The 17130-nt window shown below is 50.7% G+C and carries 12 protein-coding genes, 2 tRNA genes and 2 pseudogenes; 8 read left to right on the top strand and 8 right to left on the bottom strand.

Annotated features, from left to right (window positions below; genetic code table 11):
* Positions 1-206: 206 nt before the first annotated feature.
* The 3 genes from AC5JMP_RS24010 to AC5JMP_RS24000 all read right to left on the bottom strand — a co-directional run bounded on the left by AC5JMP_RS24010 (position 207) and on the right by AC5JMP_RS24000 (position 2652).
* A complete protein-coding gene (locus AC5JMP_RS24010) occupies positions 207-659 on the bottom strand; it encodes an EVE domain-containing protein (RefSeq protein ID WP_495854026.1) in 453 nt (150 codons plus the stop codon).
* Entirely contained in the window at positions 656-2230 is a 1575-nt protein-coding gene (locus AC5JMP_RS24005; protein ID WP_495854025.1) for a hemolysin family protein, read from the bottom strand. Before AC5JMP_RS24005 ends, AC5JMP_RS24010 begins: the two co-directional genes overlap by 4 nt.
* 158 nt (positions 2231-2388) lie before the next feature.
* Positions 2389-2652, bottom strand: a complete 264-nt coding sequence (locus AC5JMP_RS24000) for a hypothetical protein (protein ID WP_495854024.1) — start codon at positions 2650-2652, stop codon at positions 2389-2391.
* 55 nt (positions 2653-2707) lie between these two features.
* On the opposite strand from AC5JMP_RS24000, the gene AC5JMP_RS23995 reads away from it, so the two are divergent.
* The 3 genes and pseudogenes from AC5JMP_RS23995 to AC5JMP_RS23985 all read left to right on the top strand — a co-directional run bounded on the left by AC5JMP_RS23995 (position 2708) and on the right by AC5JMP_RS23985 (position 5056).
* Positions 2708-2780 (top strand) — tRNA-Ile (locus AC5JMP_RS23995).
* A 508-nt stretch (positions 2781-3288) separates the two neighbouring features.
* Positions 3289-3708, top strand: a pseudogene (locus tag AC5JMP_RS23990) (FHA domain-containing protein); the annotation flags it as partial.
* A 190-nt stretch (positions 3709-3898) separates the two neighbouring features.
* Positions 3899-5056 carry a GUN4 domain-containing protein gene (locus AC5JMP_RS23985; RefSeq protein WP_495854023.1) on the top strand — a complete coding sequence of 386 codons (1158 nt, stop codon included), beginning with the start codon at positions 3899-3901 and terminating at the stop codon, positions 5054-5056.
* A 55-nt stretch (positions 5057-5111) separates the two neighbouring features.
* Here the strand turns inward: AC5JMP_RS23985 and yidD are convergent, their stop codons facing one another.
* Together yidD and AC5JMP_RS23975 are read right to left on the bottom strand one after the other, a co-directional pair.
* Positions 5112-5384 (bottom strand): membrane protein insertion efficiency factor YidD, encoded by a 273-nt coding sequence (gene yidD, locus AC5JMP_RS23980; RefSeq protein ID WP_495854022.1) that lies wholly within the window; start codon positions 5382-5384, stop codon positions 5112-5114.
* A 27-nt stretch (positions 5385-5411) separates the two neighbouring features.
* Complete coding sequence (locus AC5JMP_RS23975) at positions 5412-6266, bottom strand: carbohydrate ABC transporter permease (protein WP_495854027.1); 855 nt, start codon at positions 6264-6266, stop codon at positions 5412-5414.
* Positions 6267-6391: 125 nt separating this feature from the next.
* Here AC5JMP_RS23975 and AC5JMP_RS23970 point away from each other — a divergent pair, with 125 nt between their 5' ends.
* On the top strand, positions 6392-6637 hold the full coding sequence (locus AC5JMP_RS23970) for a DUF6888 family protein (RefSeq protein WP_495854021.1): 246 nt from the start codon (positions 6392-6394) through the stop codon (positions 6635-6637).
* 35 nt (positions 6638-6672) lie between these two features.
* Here the strand turns inward: AC5JMP_RS23970 and cpdA are convergent, their stop codons facing one another.
* On the bottom strand, positions 6673-7479 hold the full coding sequence (gene cpdA, locus AC5JMP_RS23965) for a 3',5'-cyclic-AMP phosphodiesterase (protein WP_495854020.1): 807 nt from the start codon (positions 7477-7479) through the stop codon (positions 6673-6675).
* Positions 7480-7602: 123 nt separating this feature from the next.
* Between cpdA and nagA the strand changes: the two genes are divergently transcribed.
* A complete protein-coding gene (gene nagA, locus AC5JMP_RS23960) occupies positions 7603-8757 on the top strand; it encodes an N-acetylglucosamine-6-phosphate deacetylase (RefSeq protein WP_495854019.1) in 1155 nt (384 codons plus the stop codon).
* A gap of 238 nt (positions 8758-8995) precedes the next feature.
* Here the strand turns inward: nagA and AC5JMP_RS23955 are convergent.
* A pseudogene (locus tag AC5JMP_RS23955) lies at positions 8996-9466 on the bottom strand (transposase family protein); the annotation flags it as partial.
* A 415-nt stretch (positions 9467-9881) separates the two neighbouring features.
* Here AC5JMP_RS23955 and AC5JMP_RS23950 point away from each other — a divergent pair.
* Positions 9882-9954 (top strand) — tRNA-Ala (locus AC5JMP_RS23950).
* Positions 9955-10012: 58 nt separating this feature from the next.
* On the opposite strand, the gene AC5JMP_RS23945 is transcribed toward AC5JMP_RS23950, so the two are convergent.
* On the bottom strand, positions 10013-10195 hold the full coding sequence (locus tag AC5JMP_RS23945; RefSeq protein WP_495854018.1) for a hypothetical protein: 183 nt from the start codon (positions 10193-10195) through the stop codon (positions 10013-10015).
* 150 nt (positions 10196-10345) lie between these two features.
* On the opposite strand from AC5JMP_RS23945, the gene AC5JMP_RS23940 reads away from it, so the two are divergent.
* The gene (locus AC5JMP_RS23940; protein WP_495854017.1) at positions 10346-10570 is read left to right on the top strand and encodes a hypothetical protein; all 225 of its coding nucleotides are present in this window, start codon (positions 10346-10348) and stop codon (positions 10568-10570) included.
* A gap of 220 nt (positions 10571-10790) precedes the next feature.
* Positions 10791-16793, top strand: coding sequence for an nSTAND1 domain-containing NTPase (locus AC5JMP_RS23935; RefSeq protein WP_495854016.1), 6003 nt, complete (start codon positions 10791-10793; stop codon positions 16791-16793).
* Positions 16794-17130: the final 337 nt, after the last annotated feature.

Raw genomic sequence — 17130 nt, 5'->3', positions numbered from 1 at the left:
GAAACCTCGATCCTGCTTTTAGATGTCAATGAAATTTAAGATGCGTTTGCCCTGGCACTGCCATAAAGGGCTTAGGCACAATCAACGCGATGTGCGACTCCTTTTCAAAAGCTCTCGATCTACGTGGGGCAAGCATCTTGCCTGCCTAGATTCGGACGGGCAAGATGTCCATCCTACAAGACTTTCAGCTCAAGTCGCACATCGCGTCAATTAGCCATCTCTAATATTTTTTCAGCGATCGCTTCCTCTACAGGCAGTACTGACAGGCGATTGCCCTGCCGCACAACCAAAAGCTGGTCGGGCGTGAAAGTCTGCCGCAAACGCTCTAGTGAGATCAGGCTAGGAAACTTCTGGACAAATTCAACCGTGACAGTCTGCCAGCGGGGCTGATCGGGCAGCGATTTAGCATCAAAATACGGACTATCGGGATCAAATTGCGTGGGGTCAATTACGCCTGACTGCACAACCCGCATCAGTCCCGCGATTCCGGGCGGCTCGGTATTGGAGTGATAAAAAAAGATCTGATCCCCAAGCTGCATATCGCGCAAAAAGTTGCGTGCCTGATAGTTGCGCACTCCGTCCCAAAGGGTTTGCTTGTCGCGCGCCAAGTCCGCAATGCCATAAGCGTTAGGTTCAGATTTCATCAGCCAGTAGTTCATGACGGCTCCTTACCCAATCTCTCAACGCCCAGTTTTTTAGCCGTTTCTCTAGACTCTTCTGGAAGCAGATCTTCATCAATGCGCGACAAGTCCCAGGGATCAGGAATAGGTTCTCTATTTTGCTCGATCGCCTCAGATGTAAAATCATCACTGGTTAAAAAATCATCGCTACTGAGGAAATTATCGTCAGCGATCGCTGTATCCATGCGCCGAATCTGAATTTGATTGAGCCGAGGCCCTTCTGCCGACTCCACGGTCATCTCGTACTCAAGATAGCGTAACGTTTCACCCTGAGCCGGAATTTTCTGCATCTGGTAAATCATCAGTCCTCCGAGAGTCTGATAATCCTCAGCCAAAGGAAAATCTAGATTCAACAGCTCATTCACTGACTCCAAATCAGTCTGAGCCTGCACCAAAAAGGTTCGATCGTCTATCACCTGCAAGAATTGCTCTTCTTGACTTTCCAGCTCGCTAGTTTCCCCAATAATTTCTGCCGCCAAATCTTGCAGCGTCACTAGACCCGCCGTGCCGCCAAACTCATCTACTACAATCACCATGGTTTGACCCGATCGCCGCATTAAGGGCAGCAGCTCATTCAACGGCATATTTTCTGAGACAAACTGCGCCGGACGAATCCACGGCTGAATCGAATCTTCGGGCTTTAACCCCTGGCGCACCAATGGCTCTGCTAACTCCTTGAAGTGAATCAGACCCAAAATATCGTCTAGCGACTCCCCCATGACCGGATAGCGAGAATGCCCTGAATTTGCCACCTCGGTCAGCAGGCTCTCTAGCGTGGCATCGCTTGGAACGGCCAGCAGGCTCGTGCGCGGCACCATGACCTCTCCAGCAGACACCTCTGCAAATTCAAATACGTTGGTCAGCAGCTCTCGTCTTTCCTCTTCTAAACCGGGCGATTCGGTGGAGGTGGCAATAATCAGCTGCAACTCTTCGGGTGTCACCCGGTTGTACCAGCCCTGTCCGGTGTAGCGTACGCCAAAAAGCTGCAACAGCCGCCTTGTAGACTGATTCAGTATCCAAATAAAGGGATTGAACAGACGAGCGATCGCCAGACTAGGTGCGCCCAAAAACCGCGCCAACTGCTCTGGATACATGAGCGCCATCGCCTTAGGACACAGCTCTCCCAAAACAATTTGCAGATAGGCAATCAGAATAAAAGCGATGGGAATTGCCAGCGAATGAGACAGAAAGTTACGGGTTGTCTCAGGCAGCGGCAGTTTGGCAAATAGCACCGCTATTAGAATCGCCATGGTGCTTTCGCCAATCCATCCTAGCGCCAGACTAGACAGGGTAATGCCAAATTGCGTGGTTGAAAGCAGGCGATCGAGTCCTCTTTGAAGACCCTGAACAGTCTTAGCCTGGGCATCTCCAGCAGAAACTAATTGGTTAATACGCGATCGCCGGACTGACACAATGGAAAACTCAGCCGTGACAAAAAAGGCGTTGATTGCGATCAGCAAGAGAACAGCTAGCAGCCGCAAGAAAACATCTGAGCTATTGAGTTGAGGCAGCACATTGATTGCCAGGGCACCGAGAGCAAAGGGAATCATCTGCAATAAGAAAAGCGAAACTGCTTGTTATTCAACGCTGGCTAGCGATTGTTGCCTAGTATTGCAGGTAGGATGGGCATTGCCTACCTTACAAAAATTGGTTTTGAGATCGGTTTCTATTGCCCCATTTCGAGAGCAATTTGTTAGAAAATCTTGGACTAGGGGACGGGCTTCTCGGTGCCATCCACACGAGCTTTCACATCCTTAAGAATATTTTCTTCTTTGAGAAAAGTAACGCTATCTCGGCGTACGGGCTTTCCCTGAGCATCGGTGAGGTTATTGACAGGACGAGCATCGGGCTGCGTGATTCCTTTCAGAGCCTCTCGCCCTAGCCGATATCCCCAAGTAGCGCTTGCAATTCCGGCGCTGACCATGAGAAATAATAAAATTAAGGTCAAGACTACGGTTGAGTTAAGTCGCATGGCTGCACATCTTTACTGCGTCAGGATACAATAAAACCTATTCATACAGATCTATCCAGGGTTGGCCGATCGGTTTAGGCAGCGAACTCATAATTCGCGTTAGGCGGGTTCAACTCCTGCACCCTGGACTTTACCTGTACTCTGGACTTTTAAAATCACGTTTCTAAAGCGTTACGTTTTAAAGCTGCACTATAGTCTATGCCACTTTTACGAAAGTTGGCATATGCTTTCGTTGGACACATGCCTTGTGTCATCGTTGCTCTAATTTTTAAGAACTCCTCGGCTGAGTTGCCAACAAGACGGTTTAAACTAAGGAAGCTCTGAACGAGGGTCGATCGCAAAGGTGCCCAATTGATCTGTTGCTCAATCAAGCTACTAAAGGTTGGGCTAGTAGGTTGAGCGGTTCGCACATACTAGCTATGCTTTGGTCGGATTTACCTTTTACGACGAGTCTTTCCTGTGTGGTGCTCCACAACTTGCTCTGATTTTGCGGCAACGACGGTATTGAGAGCTAGGATTAGGTCGAAGCCCCTCTTAGAACTTTGAGCCTAAGGTTAATGAGTAGTGGCTCAGTCTAGGATTTACTCATTCAAGACTCATTCAAGCTGTTTAGTATTCGCATTTAACGTTTGCCTGATGACTTCCGCACCTCACCAAAGCCACCTGCTCATCATTGAAGACGACAAGGGACGGCGAGAGTACACCCTTGATAGTCCGGTGTATTCGATCGGCAGAGATCCAAAATGTGATATTCGCCTGATTTCTCAGTTTGTCTCGCGGCGGCACGCTACGCTAGTGCAGCTTCCCAACGAGGATGGCACCTATTACTATCGAATTGTAGATGGGAACTTGAAGGGGAAGCCTAGCGCCAATGGTCTGTTGATTAACGGTCGCAAGCTGCAAGCTCATGACCTGCATGATCAAGATCAGGTCATTTTTGGGCCGCAGGTACAGGCAATCTACTATTTGCTGAAGCGGGATGCCATCACCACGATTCCGCCTGATGAGTACGACATTACGTTAATTAGCCCTAACATGACGGGCGACCCAGAAGACGATACGGCATCATCACGTCCCAAGCGGACTGAAGAAACCGCAGACCAGACAACACAAAAGGTTACGCCAGAGTCTACGCTTGCTAATGACTCTGTGCTTGCCGATGAAGAAGAAGACGGGTAAGGCAGCACTTGAATGTTGTAGGTGAGGCACTGACTCTAGGAAACAGCACGCTGTAAAAATCCTCCAGATGGATAAAGTGAAAATTCTATTTCTAACAGCCGATCCCAGCGATGCCGCTCGATTGCGGTTGGGTCAAGAGTTACGAGACATACGTGAGAAATTGCAACTTTCCAAGCATCGCGATAATTTCTCGCTAGATTCTCGCGAGTCTGTGCGTCCAGAAGACTTAACCCAAGCGATTTTTGATGTTGAGCCTCAAATTATTCACTTTTCAGGGCACGGCTTAGGCACGGGAGAATTATGTTTTGAGAGCGATTCAGGTAAAACGCAATCAGTATCACTTGATGCGCTTTCAACTCTGTTCGAATTAGTAGCTGATCGAGTTGGATGTGTAATCTTAAATGCTTGTTATTCAGAAATCCAAGCAAAAGCCATTGCTGAACATATTCCTTTCGTTATTGGAATGAGTCAATCTATCGGAGACAAGGCTGCAATTGCTTTTGCTATCGGCTTTTATAAGGCGTTAGGAGCAGGAAGCTCAGTTGAAGAAGCCTACAAATTTGGTTGCTTTGAGATTCAGGTGCAGAATATTCCAGAGCATTCTACTCCCGTCTTCTACGGTAAGAAAACACAAGCTACGCCAAAGCTCTCTCCGTTCACCGTTCAATCATTCAGCATTGAAGATAACTTACGTTCAGATAAGGGGATAGATTACTGCGGCTTACGAGATTTACTAAAAGCAGGTAAATGGAGGGAAGCAAACGAGACAACCTTGAATGTAATGCTACAAATAGCAAGGCGAAAAAATCATGGGTACCTAGAGTACAACCATGTGCGTAAGCTTCCTCATACTGATATGTGTACTATTAATGACCTCTGGGTAAAGTACAGTAACGGTAGATTCGGTTTTAGCGTCCAAAAAAATATCTATTTAACATTTTGTAAGAAAGCCAATCGAGCATACGTGTGCTATGAGGATGATGCCTGGAAGAAGCTCGGTGATGCTGTAAAATGGCGCGTAAACGAAAAGTGGATTTGGCATTCTGAGGCTAGCTTTGATATCTCAGCGCCTCAGGGTCACCTACCTATACTCTTCCCAAAAATTACTGAGCCATTAGAGCAAGCATGTTTAGTTTCAAGTATGTCCGGTTACTATAATGCCCCAAAGGATACTTTTTATACATCGCCCTATAGTTTTGCTGTTTTTTGTCGTAGCGACTTTTGAACAGTCTTAAGTATGTGCAGCTGTTGAGAGTTTGTGGGTTGAGCTTACAGTATTCTCAATGTTTCTCAGCGCTTTCAGTCTGAATTGAAGTCTTGCAGCCACAGTCATTGGGTTGTAGCGGCGGCACCGGATCGTAACCTCCCGGATGAAAAGGATGACAGCGCAACAGCCGCCGCAACGCCATACCGCCCCCCCGCCTTGCCCCAAATCGCTCGATCGCCTCAAGCCCATACTGAGAGCAGCTCGGATAATACCGACAGGTGTGCAAAAGCAGCGGCGAAATCAGCAGTTGATACCCTTTTAGGAAGCCAATCAGCAATATCTTCATTTCTTTATTGTATTGCTAACCCTGGCGCTAACCCTTAACTCCACTTCCGGCTTCTGTGGGTACAATGTAGCGCTGCATGATCAGAAAGAACAGCAGGATAGGGGCGATCGAAATCACAGAACCCGCCGCAATGAGCCGCCAATCTAGCGAGAACGCGCCTGCCAGCTTCGCAACTCCCAGAGGCAGCGTGTAATATTCTGGCTTGTCTAAAATAATCAGAGGCCAGAGAAAGTCGCTCCAGGAGCCAATGAACACAAAGATTGCCAGCGTTACCAATGCCGGACGAATGGAGGGCAGCATAACAAACCACCAGATGCCCAGCTCTGAGCAGCCATCCATCCGGGCTGCCTCTTCTAACTCTTTGGGCACGCCCTGAAATGCCTGCCGCAGTAGGAAAATGCCAAAGGCAGAGGCGATCGCCGGAAAAATTAGACCCAGATAGCTGTTGCGCAATCCCAACTGCACCGTGAGGATGTAGAGCGGAATCATCACAATCTGAAAGGGGATCAGAATCGTGGAGACAATCAGGGAAAAAATCACCTCCCGCCCGCGAAATTCCAGCCGCGCCAGAGGATAGGCTGCTAAAGCACAAAACAGCAAATTTAGCCCAACGGTTAGCCCTGCCACCAGTACGCTATTGAACAAGTACTGCCCAAACGGATTCGTTTGCCATACCTTAACGAAATTTCCCAGTGTTGGCTGCTGCGGCATCAACTGCGGCGGAAACTGAAAAATATCTTCTGTAGGAGATTTAAACGCAGTGCTGACCAGCCACAGCAACGGTAAAAGCATAATGAAGGCGATCGCCCCTAGCAGCAGGTAAGTCCCCACGGTATGCCAGAGTACCTTAAGCTTTAGGTGAAGTAGGCTGGTGTGCTTCATGCGCGCAAAATTTTGCAAGATGGAGAAGAAATGATTTTGAGATCAAGCAAAGCACGTTAGACGAGTACGGCTTTTGCGGTGTCCTGCCACTCGCTATCCTGTAAATCTTATAACACTTTAAATTGATGAGGCTCTCGAAAACCATCTGCCCTGTTTGGGTTTTAAATTGGTATCAGCATATCCCCACGGTAGAACAATCTTTTGCTTACATTAGAGTCTGCCAAATGCACTCAAACGGATATCAGCCTGTCCATGTATTTCGGTACAATCCAAATACCAAGATAGTCTCTATTCTTGCAGGTGTAACTGAGAGCCTAAAAATTTTAGTTCTCTTAAAGGGAAGAAATCTTAAGAAGAAAACTGGGTTGTAACGAAGGCGCATTCTAGTCCCTCGGCTTCAGTTATCTTACTCTCCAGATTCTATACAGGGATTCGCTGCACCGATTCGCTGCACTGTGGTCGTGAATTGACCGTCCGGATAGAGGCTGATTAACCGAAATCCCGGCTGCCGATCGCCGTCAATCGCAAACTCATCGACATTGGGGGAAAATTGGACACAGGTTGAGGGCGCACCCAGATAGCGGACACCTTGCCGCACCCGATCGAATTCTTGATGAATATGCCCAAAAATGACTAGCTTAACCTGCGGATGGCGATCGAGTATCGCAAACAAAGCCTCCCGATTCTGTAGCCCGATCGCATCCATCCAGGCAGAAGCGATCGCCAGTGGCGGATGGTGGAGCGCAATCAAAGTCGGCAGAGTTGAATCCTGTAGCTGCTGATCCAGCGTCGCCAGAGCCTCAGCCGATAGCTCTCCCTGTACCTGTTGATGCAGCATGGAGTTGAGCAAGATAAATTGCCAGCCCCCAGCCTGAAAGCATTTCTCAGAAGAAATAGGCGCAGTGCAAAGCGTTTGTTCCATATCGGCAAGAGACTGATCGTGATTGCCAGGAATCCAGTAAGTGGGAATGCCAAGCGGCGTGATGCGGTTGTGGAGCTGATGGTAAGAGGAAAGTGTTTCATCTTGAGAGAGATCGCCCGTGAGCAGAAGTAGATTAGGCTGGGGCTGAAGCTGCGCCACAGTATCCAGCACAGCTTGAAATGAAAGCACCGTAGGGCAATCTTTCATCGTTTGGTCTTCATCTGCAAACAGGTGAGTATCCGTAAGCTGGGCGATTACCAGCGGTGATGAAGGGGGGGAAGATGAAATCATAGAAAACGATCGGGCTTAAATTTGAGTCGCCGATGGCTGCATGATAGCAATGCTGTCAAAAAAATGGCATTACTTAATCCGGCTATGAAATCAGCAAAACCAAAAAAATTATAGGGTTGATCTATGGATGCTCTGTCTACGTATGCTCTAGTCAATGGCACGATTTACACAGGCGATCGCCCCCTTCACGATCACGCCCTTGTGATTGAAGGCGACAAGATTAGCGCTTTAGTCGCCCTAAAAGATTTTGATCTCAATCTACCCACGATTGATCTCAGCGGCAGCAGTGTTGCGCCCGGATTTATTGATATGCAGCTTAACGGCTGCGGCGGGGTAATGTTTAACGATGCGATCGCCCCTGCCACGCTGGACATCATGCACCAGACAAATCTGAAAAGCGGCACAACCAGCTATTTGCCCACGCTGATTACCACGTCTGATCAAGATATGCTGACGGCAATGGAAGTGGTGAAAGCCTATCGACAGACTCATCCCCAAAGCGTCCTAGGTCTACATCTAGAAGGACCTTACCTCAATCCGAAACGCAAGGGCATTCATAACGCTGATCATATTCGCCCGATCGATCGCTCCATGCTGGAAAAAATTGTTGCGGCAGGTCGAGAGGTGGTCAGGTTGGTGACGATTGCCCCTGAACTGGCGATCGCAGAAGATATCAAGCTATTAACAGGACGAGGCATCATTGCTTCTGCCGGACATACGGATGCTAGCTACGAAGAGGCGATCGCAGGTTTCGATGCGGGGGTACAGATGGCAACTCACCTGTTCAACGCTATGTCGCCCTGGCAGGGCAGAAAACCGGGCATGGTGGGGGCTATTTTCGATCGAGAGGAAGTCTATGCAGGTCTGATTGCCGATGGTCAGCATGTGCATGGGGCATCTATGCGGCTAGCGAAAAAGCTGAAGCAAGACAAGCTAATTTTGGTGACAGATGCCACTCCGCCCGTGGGCGCTGAGATGGAATCTTTCGCCATTGGTGGACAGCAGGTATTCTACAAAAACGGCAGGTGCGTCTCAGCAGACGGCACGCTGGGCGGCTCAGCTCTGACAATGATTGAGGCGATCGCCCACTGTGTTAATCATCTAGACATTCCACTCCCAGAAGCCTTGCGCATGGCTTCCACCTATCCGGCAAAGTTGATGGGACTCGATCGGCTAGGGCAAATTGCGCCAGGGTATGTAGCCAACCTGGCAATATTCGATCGCAATTTCCAAATTGTGGGAATGGTCGATCAGGGTCACTATCTTGGTGGAATCTAGATCTCGCTACAATCTGGCGTTGGCGTACGTCTTTGGTTCTCTCTCTGGGATAGCCTATAGAGTGGTGTAAAGTGGTAAGAACTATCATCACTCAAGTTCAGCCTGTGATGCTAGTGATACCAATTTAAGACCCAAACCGGGTGGCTAATTTAAATTGGTATGAAATGTACAATAGATGAAATTGTGATTTCTTAAGAGAATGAAGCTGTTCTCGATCGCGTCAAACAACTTGTTTGTATCAGTGCTTGTTTATTACAAGTAGTGGAACCGCTCTGTAGAACCCATTTGAGATTTCAAGAAGTGGCTGCAAGTGCTTCAGTATTAGCCTGACAAAGCAGAGGCTAATCTTAGTTTCTGCATGAGATGGCGATCGCTCAAAGCTCTCAACCAAACTCTTACAACGCTCTATTCAAGCATTAGATTGGTCGATGACCTATCTTTCTACAGCTGGGAAAAATCCAGATTTTCCTTGTGCCGCCTTCTCTTGTTTCGAGGGTTTGCTCGAACGCTCAAACCTGATTTTCACTATGATCTGAGGATAAATTTCCTCCAGCCGCTCAATCAAATCACCAATGTGATAGCCATGTTCGATCAAGATAGTAATCTTGGGAATGTTAACGGGCTTTGACTTGAAATAGGCAATGTTAAGCGTCAACATCTCAAGCAATCTCAGATCATCGGAAACGCTGGCTTTTGTCCAGTGAGTAAAAGCGATCGCTAGAGCCGCGCTACGGGTCGGGCTACGGTTTGCCCAAATGGACTTTCAGGATCAGGCTTAGCTAACAGACATGAGGATCAGTTAAAGAAAGTCTCAAACTGGGTTCGGACTTTAGACGTTAAAGCGCCTAGTGTGGCTAGTCGATAATGTGATCCTGAAGCTTCTAGGACAGATGGGTGCTTTTAAGGGGGCACTAGAGTTAACCTAGTCAGGCTCTGGAGCCTCGGCTGAACTACACTCCGCGCTAACTAGAGCGATCCGTGGCTTTGTTCAAGGCTAACCGTGAAGAACAAGGCTTAGGCTCGTGGTTTAGGTCGTCGTATCTTGCTAGAGGCACTAGCCTAGTGCTATTCTTATGACATGTTTAAGACAGTCTAGGATAAACCTAGGATGTAATCAGACTCTAGGGGCTATAGCACAGTTGGTAGCGCGTCTCAATGGCATTGAGAAGGTCAGCGGTTCGAATCCGCTTAGCTCCATTATTAAAAAAACAATTCCTAACGAACTCGCTTCATAGTTAATCGGAGTTTCCAATCCTCATCTAAACCGATTTCTTAAAGCAATCATGCAAGCTTCTTTAATCGGCTTGACTCCATTACCGTGTCTAACTGGATTAACTGTAAAGTTTGATGTGCCAGGAGGATGAACGATCAGGGAAACAGCTTTACGGATCTCAGCTCGAATAATAGACCAATCAACTTGATTCGCCAAAGCTGCCATCCCCCTCAACCGCTAACTGATTCTCTGAGTAAGCAGGGGCACGGCTGAGGTTGACCTTAAATCATTGAATGCTTCGCTAATGTAACAAGTGGTTGGTGAACCACGCCTTAAGCTTTTCTTCTCTACAACCCATTAGCGAGGTAATAAATTATGACGACAGAGTTCAATGAACTGCTGACAGACCACCCTGCCGATCGCCTGCAAATTTGGATCATCGGCACGCGTGACCAAGTGAATCATCTGATTAACGAGTGCTACGTCAAGCGATTAACCGACGATTTTCTTTCAGAAACACTTCGTGAACTCGCCAAGTTCTCGCCTATCATGCCTTCACCGTTGGCTAGCGGCAAATATAGCCATAATCATCGGGCTTAGGACATTTTTGAGGGCGCGCGGAGCGCGCCCTCAAAAATGTCCCCGTCCTAACTGCTGTGAATACAGCTATGACGGTGTTGGTGCGTTAGGAGAAGGGGGAACAGGGAATGGGGCGTGGAACCAACCTTTTATTCCCCATTCCCCCAACCAGACAATCCCTAACCAGACAACCCCTAACCGGACGGGCTAAGGTGGAGACAGAACTGCTCGATCGTTCTTCATGCCTCACCCCGATCCTGTTCGCACTGCCGCCATTCTTGCCGCCAATGCTCGATCGCTCGAAATTTTGGAGCGATCGCTGGGGCTAAATTTGGGACAGTTCTCGCTGATTTTGGTGCGCTGCAACTATGGACGGCTGCGGCAAATGATTTTGGATGAAATACAACAGACTTCGCCGCTGGCAATTCGGGAACTGCGGCTGTCTCCCAGCACCCAAACGCTCCACAAACTGATTCAGGCAGTAGAAGAAGACTGTCTGCGAGACGGCGAGATAGACTGTCAGGCGCTAATGGTGACAGGGCTGGAGTCGGTGGTTCATTTGGAATCGCTGCTGGCAGGGGCAAACCTATTGCGAGACGAGTTTCGCAAGAACTTTCGGTTTGCTCTCGTGCTGTGGACAACGGATCAGTCGTTTCAAACCCTGACCGAGGTGGCGCAGGATCTCAGGAGTTTTGCCGCCGGATCAATCGCCTTCAAATTCCCGACGGATGAGCTAATTCGCTCTTTGCGACAGCACGCCGATCAGCTTTTTGAGAAATTGTTGTATGCGGTAGGCGATCGCTTTTTACCCAACAGCGCCCTGGATCTGGATACCGGATCGCGGCTGCGGACGGAGCTAGAGTTTGCGGTGCAAGATATTCACAATAGCGGACAGGAGCTTGATCCAGAGCTGCAAGCCAGCATTGACTTTCTGCGGGGACGCGATGCCCAGTCTCGGCTGGAGATGGATCGAGCCAAAGAATTTTATGAGCAGAGTTTGGCTTTCTGGGCGGGGAAGCGCGATCGGGACGATCGTCACACCCACTACCGTGAACGTCAGGCTTGTCTTTTATTTCACTTGGGCATCTGGTGGCGGCGCTATGCGCGGATGCATCGGGCAGAGTATCGTATGGCGTTGTTAGAGGCAAAGCGGTATTTTCAAGCCTGTCTAACGATTTTTCGAGAAGATGACAGACCCGATTTGGTTGCCCGATTCATCACGGCGCTGGGGCAAACGCTGCAAAAGCTAGAAGACTGGCAGGAGCTAGAGACGATCGCCCGTGCTGGACTAGAACTCCATGAACAGTTTGCCGATCCGCTGCGTCTGGCTCAGGACTACGGCTTTTTGGCAGAAGTGGCATTGGCGCGATCGCAAGACTTTCCGGATCAAGACTTTCCGGATCGAGACTTGCCAGATCAAAACCCAGCCGAGCAAAACCTGCTGGTTCAAGCACCTAGTCAGATCTCAACCCAAGCGATCGCCGACTGGACAGAAGCCAAAACCTATGCAGAAAAAGCGCTGGAAATCCTGGATCAGGCGGAGCAGACCGCAGGAAGAATCCTGACCCAACCGCCTTTATCAGTGGCAGTTGGGCAAGATTCACAGGAAGGAAGTTACAGAACTTTACCAAAACCAGCCCAACACGCTGTAGCCAATAATACAAGCGGTATTCGAGAGGAAGACAGTCTGGCATTGGCAGAAGCCGTGCATCGCGGCTGGTATTTGCTGCTGCTGTCTCGATCGCTGGCAAAACTGGGCGATCGATCGGCGGCGATCGAGCATTTGGAATTGGCGCGGCGCGATGCCAGCCCCCAAGCCGATCCCACGCTATATATTCATATTTTGCAGGCACTACAGTTGCTTTACTTCGATCAGGCGCGCTACCTGGATGCGTTTCAAATGAAGCAGCAGCAGCGGATCGTCAAGCAGCAGTATGGCTTTACGGCATTTGTGGGGGCAAGTCGGCTAGAGCCTCGACAGATCGCTAGCCACGGCGAATTAGCGCCCTCGGTTGTGGAAGCTGTAGTGATTCAAGAAATTGCGGCTTCGGGTCGTCAGCAGGACGTGAATCGGCTGGTGGCACGAGTCAGCTTGCCCAAAGATAAACTCACCGTCATTCATGGCGCTTCGGGCGTGGGCAAAAGCTCGATCATTGCGGTGGGGCTAATCCCGGCGCTACGGCAAAAGCAGACGATCGAGGCGCGGCAAATTTTACCTGTGCTGGTGTCGGTCTACAACGGTTGGGCGAGCAGCGTAGAACGCGCCATGATGCAAGAGCTGGAGAGATTAGGCGAAGTATCTGCTCTCAACGTCAGCACATCCCCATTGCCCCAGCCGCCTACGCCGCCCTCTCTGATTCGACAACTTCAGCGAAACTTCGATCGCAATCTCTACACTGTCTTGATTTTTGACCAGTTCGAGGAATTCTTCTTCGCCTATCCCGAAGTGCAGCAGCGCCGATCGTTTTATCTGTTTATTAAAGAATGCCTCAACATTCCCTATGTCAAGGTGATGCTGTCGCTGCGAGAAGATTATCTGCATTATTTATTGGAAATTGATCGCGTTGCTGACCTGGAGGTAATCAATCACGATATCCTCAGCAAGCAAATTCGCTATCCTCTGGGCGACTTTAATCCTAAAGATGCCCGCACCGTGATTCGTAGCCTGACTGCTCGATCGCAGTTTTCCCTAGAGGAAGCGCTAGTCAATCGACTCGTGGATGATTTGGCGGGACAGTTGGGAGGAGTGCGCCCGATCGAGCTACAGGTGGTGGGCGCGCAGTTGCAGGATGAGGGCATCACGACCCTAGAGCAGTATGAGAAATTGGGCGACTTTCCTAAAGAAACTCTGGTAGAGCGATCGCTAGAGGCAGTGATTGACGACTGTGGTGCGCCCAATGAGGCGATCGCTGAGGTGGTGCTATTTTTGTTGACCACCAAAGAAGAAACCCGTCCGCTGAAAACCCAGACCGAGCTGGCTGAAGAGCTGACCCTGGCAAATATTCCCCACACGCAGGGACAGCTCGAACTGGTGCTAGAGATTTTGGTAGGTTCTGGGCTAGTGCTGAAAATTCCTGAAGATCCGGCTCCTCTGCATCAGCTAGTGCATGATTATTTGGTGCGATTCATCCGCGACCCGCGAGAATCGGACTCAGACTTGCGGGTGCAGCTGACCGCCACACAGGTCGAGATGGCATCAATCCAGGCACAGCGCGATCGCCTTGCCGCCGCCAACCGCAGCCTCGATGAAGCCAACCAAAGACTCGATCAGACCAATCAAAACTTGGGCAAAGCCAATCAAGAGCTAGGTCAAATCCGACAGCAGGAACGACGGGTTAGAAACCGGACTGCCATAGCATCAGGAGCATTGCTGATCGCCGCCACCGTCCTATCTACCGTTCTAGTTCGCAATGCCGAGCAGGATACCACCCTCGCCCGACAAAAGCTGGAGGATGCCAGCCGTGAAACTGAGGCTGCCTACAGAGGGCGACAGGAGGCACAGAGACAGGCGGCGGCAGCAGGCGATCGCCTTAAGACCGCTAATCTTCAGCGCCGTGCAGCTCAAGCCGAAGTAGAACGCGCCACACAGCAGCTCAACGCTGCCCAAAATTATTTAAGACAGCTTCAGCAAGGAGCTGCTCAGACCACCGCCGCCCGCCAGCAGGCTGAAAGACGGGTGACTGAAGCTGAGGCTAAGCTCACGCAGGCAGAAATTCAGCTCAATCAGGCTAGTAGGGCGGTTGAAGTAGCTCAAGCCGAGCAGCAGCGGGCGATCGTAGCCCAACAGGAAGCTGTGGAAGGCACAAGGCTAGAAAGAGCCGGGACTGGTGCCATTCAGCAGTTTCAGTTCTCCCAACTTGAGGCTTTGGTGGCAGCCGTCAAAGCGGGGAAAGCCCTGAAAACGATCGTTCAGCCTGCGTCTGCCCCCGGTCGTCCGCTAGACCAATATCCGGCAGTTAGCCCCCTGCTGGCGTTACAGACGCTTGCAGACAATATCCGTGAACAGGTACAAGTCGGTAACAATCAGGGCAGAATTCAGGCTGTGCAGTTTAGTCCGGAGGGCGATCGCTTTCTTGCAGCCGGAACGACAGGCGTATCCCAATGGGATTTGCAGGGCAATCCGATCAGGACGGCGATCGTGACCGATCCTAGCGGCATCCGAGACGCGCAGTTCAGCCCTAATGGACAGGCGATCGCTATCCGCGCCACCAATGGCAGCGTTCGCCTTTGGGATCGGCAGGGCAACTCCATAGTACTGGCTAGTCTAACTGGCAGCCCTATCACCAGTCTGCAATTCAGCACCGATGGACGAATTGTGACAGTAGATGCCGACAACACCCTGCAAATCTGGAGACAGGGAGAGGCGATCGCCACCTTACCCCAGCCCGAAGGAATTGTCAGCCTCCAAATCAGCCCCGACAACCAGCGACTTGCCCTACTGGATGACAGCGGCACAGTAAGGCTGCTAGATCTTCAGGGTAAGCTGATAGAAACAGTCGCAAACATTGGGCAGACTAGCGGTAGCCTGCAATTCAGCCCCAACGGGCGATATTTAGCAATGAATGACGGCAAGGCGATCGTTTCTCTCTGGAACCTAGAAACTCGTCAGATCGCCAAAATCACAGGACAAATAGGCAATTTGCTAAGCCTCCAATTCAGCCCTGACAGCCAATACCTCGCGACAGCGGGAGAAGAGGGAACAATGCGGCTGTGGGAAGTGGGCGATCGTCTCTGGAACGCCAACGTTCGCACGGTAGGACAAGGCAGCGAATTCGCCATTTTTCAAGGGCATCAGGGCGCAGTGCGCGGCATTCAGTTTAGCTTGGGGGAGACTGGCGCTAGGCAAATTGCCACTCGCAGCGACGACAACACCATTCGGCTGTGGGATTGGCGCGGCAGCCCGATCGCCGTTCTGCGAGGGCATCGTGGCAAAATTGAAGCCATGCAGTTTAGCCCCAGCGGGCAGCTATTGCTCACGGGTGGAGCCGACGGCACAGCTCGTTTATGGAACCTGCGCAGCAATCCGATCGCCGAACTGCCCGACCAGCAGGGCGACTACCGCGATCGCCTTAGCCTAACCTTTAGCCCCAATGGAGAACAGCTGATCTCAGGCGGCAAAGACGGCATCACTCGCCTCTGGGACTTACAGGGCAACCTGCAATTGGAATTGAGCGATCGCCTCAAAAACATTCAGGATATTCGGCTCAGCGCTGACGGGCAAAAGCTAGCGGTGCTGGGCTACGGAGCCTTTGGCGCAACAATCCGCATCTGGGATCGCCAAGGTACGCTTCTACACCAGTATCCCGAATCTCAAACCACCCAGTTTAATCAAGACAACCTGCACGACCTGCGTCTCAGTCCCAATGGTCAGATGGTAGCCGTGCTAGGAGATTTGACGACAGGAAACGCACCAGCCCAAGATATTGTCAGACTATGGAACCTACAAACCAATCAAATCAAAACCTTGCCGCAAAACGGAATTTTGAGCGTGCAATTTAGTCCTGATGGACAGCAGCTTGCCACAGGCAGCATCAACGGCACTCTCAACCTATGGGATCGTCAGGGCAACCTAATTAAAGCCTTCCCCAAACAGCAGGGCAGCATTCTCGACCTACAGTTTAGCCCTGACGGAAAACGCTTTGCCACAGGCAGCACAGATGGCACAGCGCAACTCTGGAGCCTGCAAACCGCACCAGGGAACCTTCTGGCGAACCTATCAAGCGATCGCCTCGCCACCTTCACCGGACATCGCGGCAACGTCTTAGCCGTACAGTTTAGCCCTGACGGAAAGCGCCTTGCCACAGGCGGAGCCGACGGCATAGCCCGACTGTGGGACATAGAGCAAGACATAGAGCAAGACATACAGAACATCCAGGGCATCCCCCTCAGCCGACCCATTGCCGAATTTCGCGGACATCAGGGCAGCATCCTCAGCCTCCAGTTTCACGCCGACAACCAGCGCCTCGCCACCCATGGTGAAGACAACACAACCCGCCTCTGGAACCTCCAAGGACAGCAAATCGCCCAATACGACAGCTACCAATCCGCCCTTAGCCCCAACTGGCAGCACATCGCCACCGCCCTCAAAGCCCCCTCCAGCATCGACAACGATCGCCTCAGCCGCATTCGCCTCTGGCAAATCAGCGACCTCAACAGCCTACTCAATCGAAGCTGCACTTGGCTCACACCCTACCTTACCCATGCCCCCGATTTAGACGAAAGCGATCGGCAACTGTGCGATTAGAGCTTTGAAACTAGGGATTAGGAGTTGGAAAATCTATACTCCCTGGCATCCCGACCCATGCAAAGCGCGCTCTCCATCTCATCTACCATCCTTTGCGCAGGGGGCGTGGGGGAGGCGCTCCGTCCCCCACCGGGGGTTTGGGGGAGACCCCCAAGGCTGTTGGCTGTTCCCCAAACGCAAACTACAGACACAAGTCTTATGACAGGGACATTTGGAGTAGGGCGCTTCGTGCCCTACTCTAAATGTCCCAAGCAAACTGGCAACAGCCGTATCACAACAAATAATTCACTACCATAGGACTTACGCATTTTTGTTGTGTGTGGTGGGCTGCGCCCAC

Source organism: Drouetiella sp. (assembly GCF_059504425.1).
The sequence above is the reverse complement of the archived record's forward strand: the minus strand, read 5'-3'. Positions and strand labels throughout refer to the sequence as shown.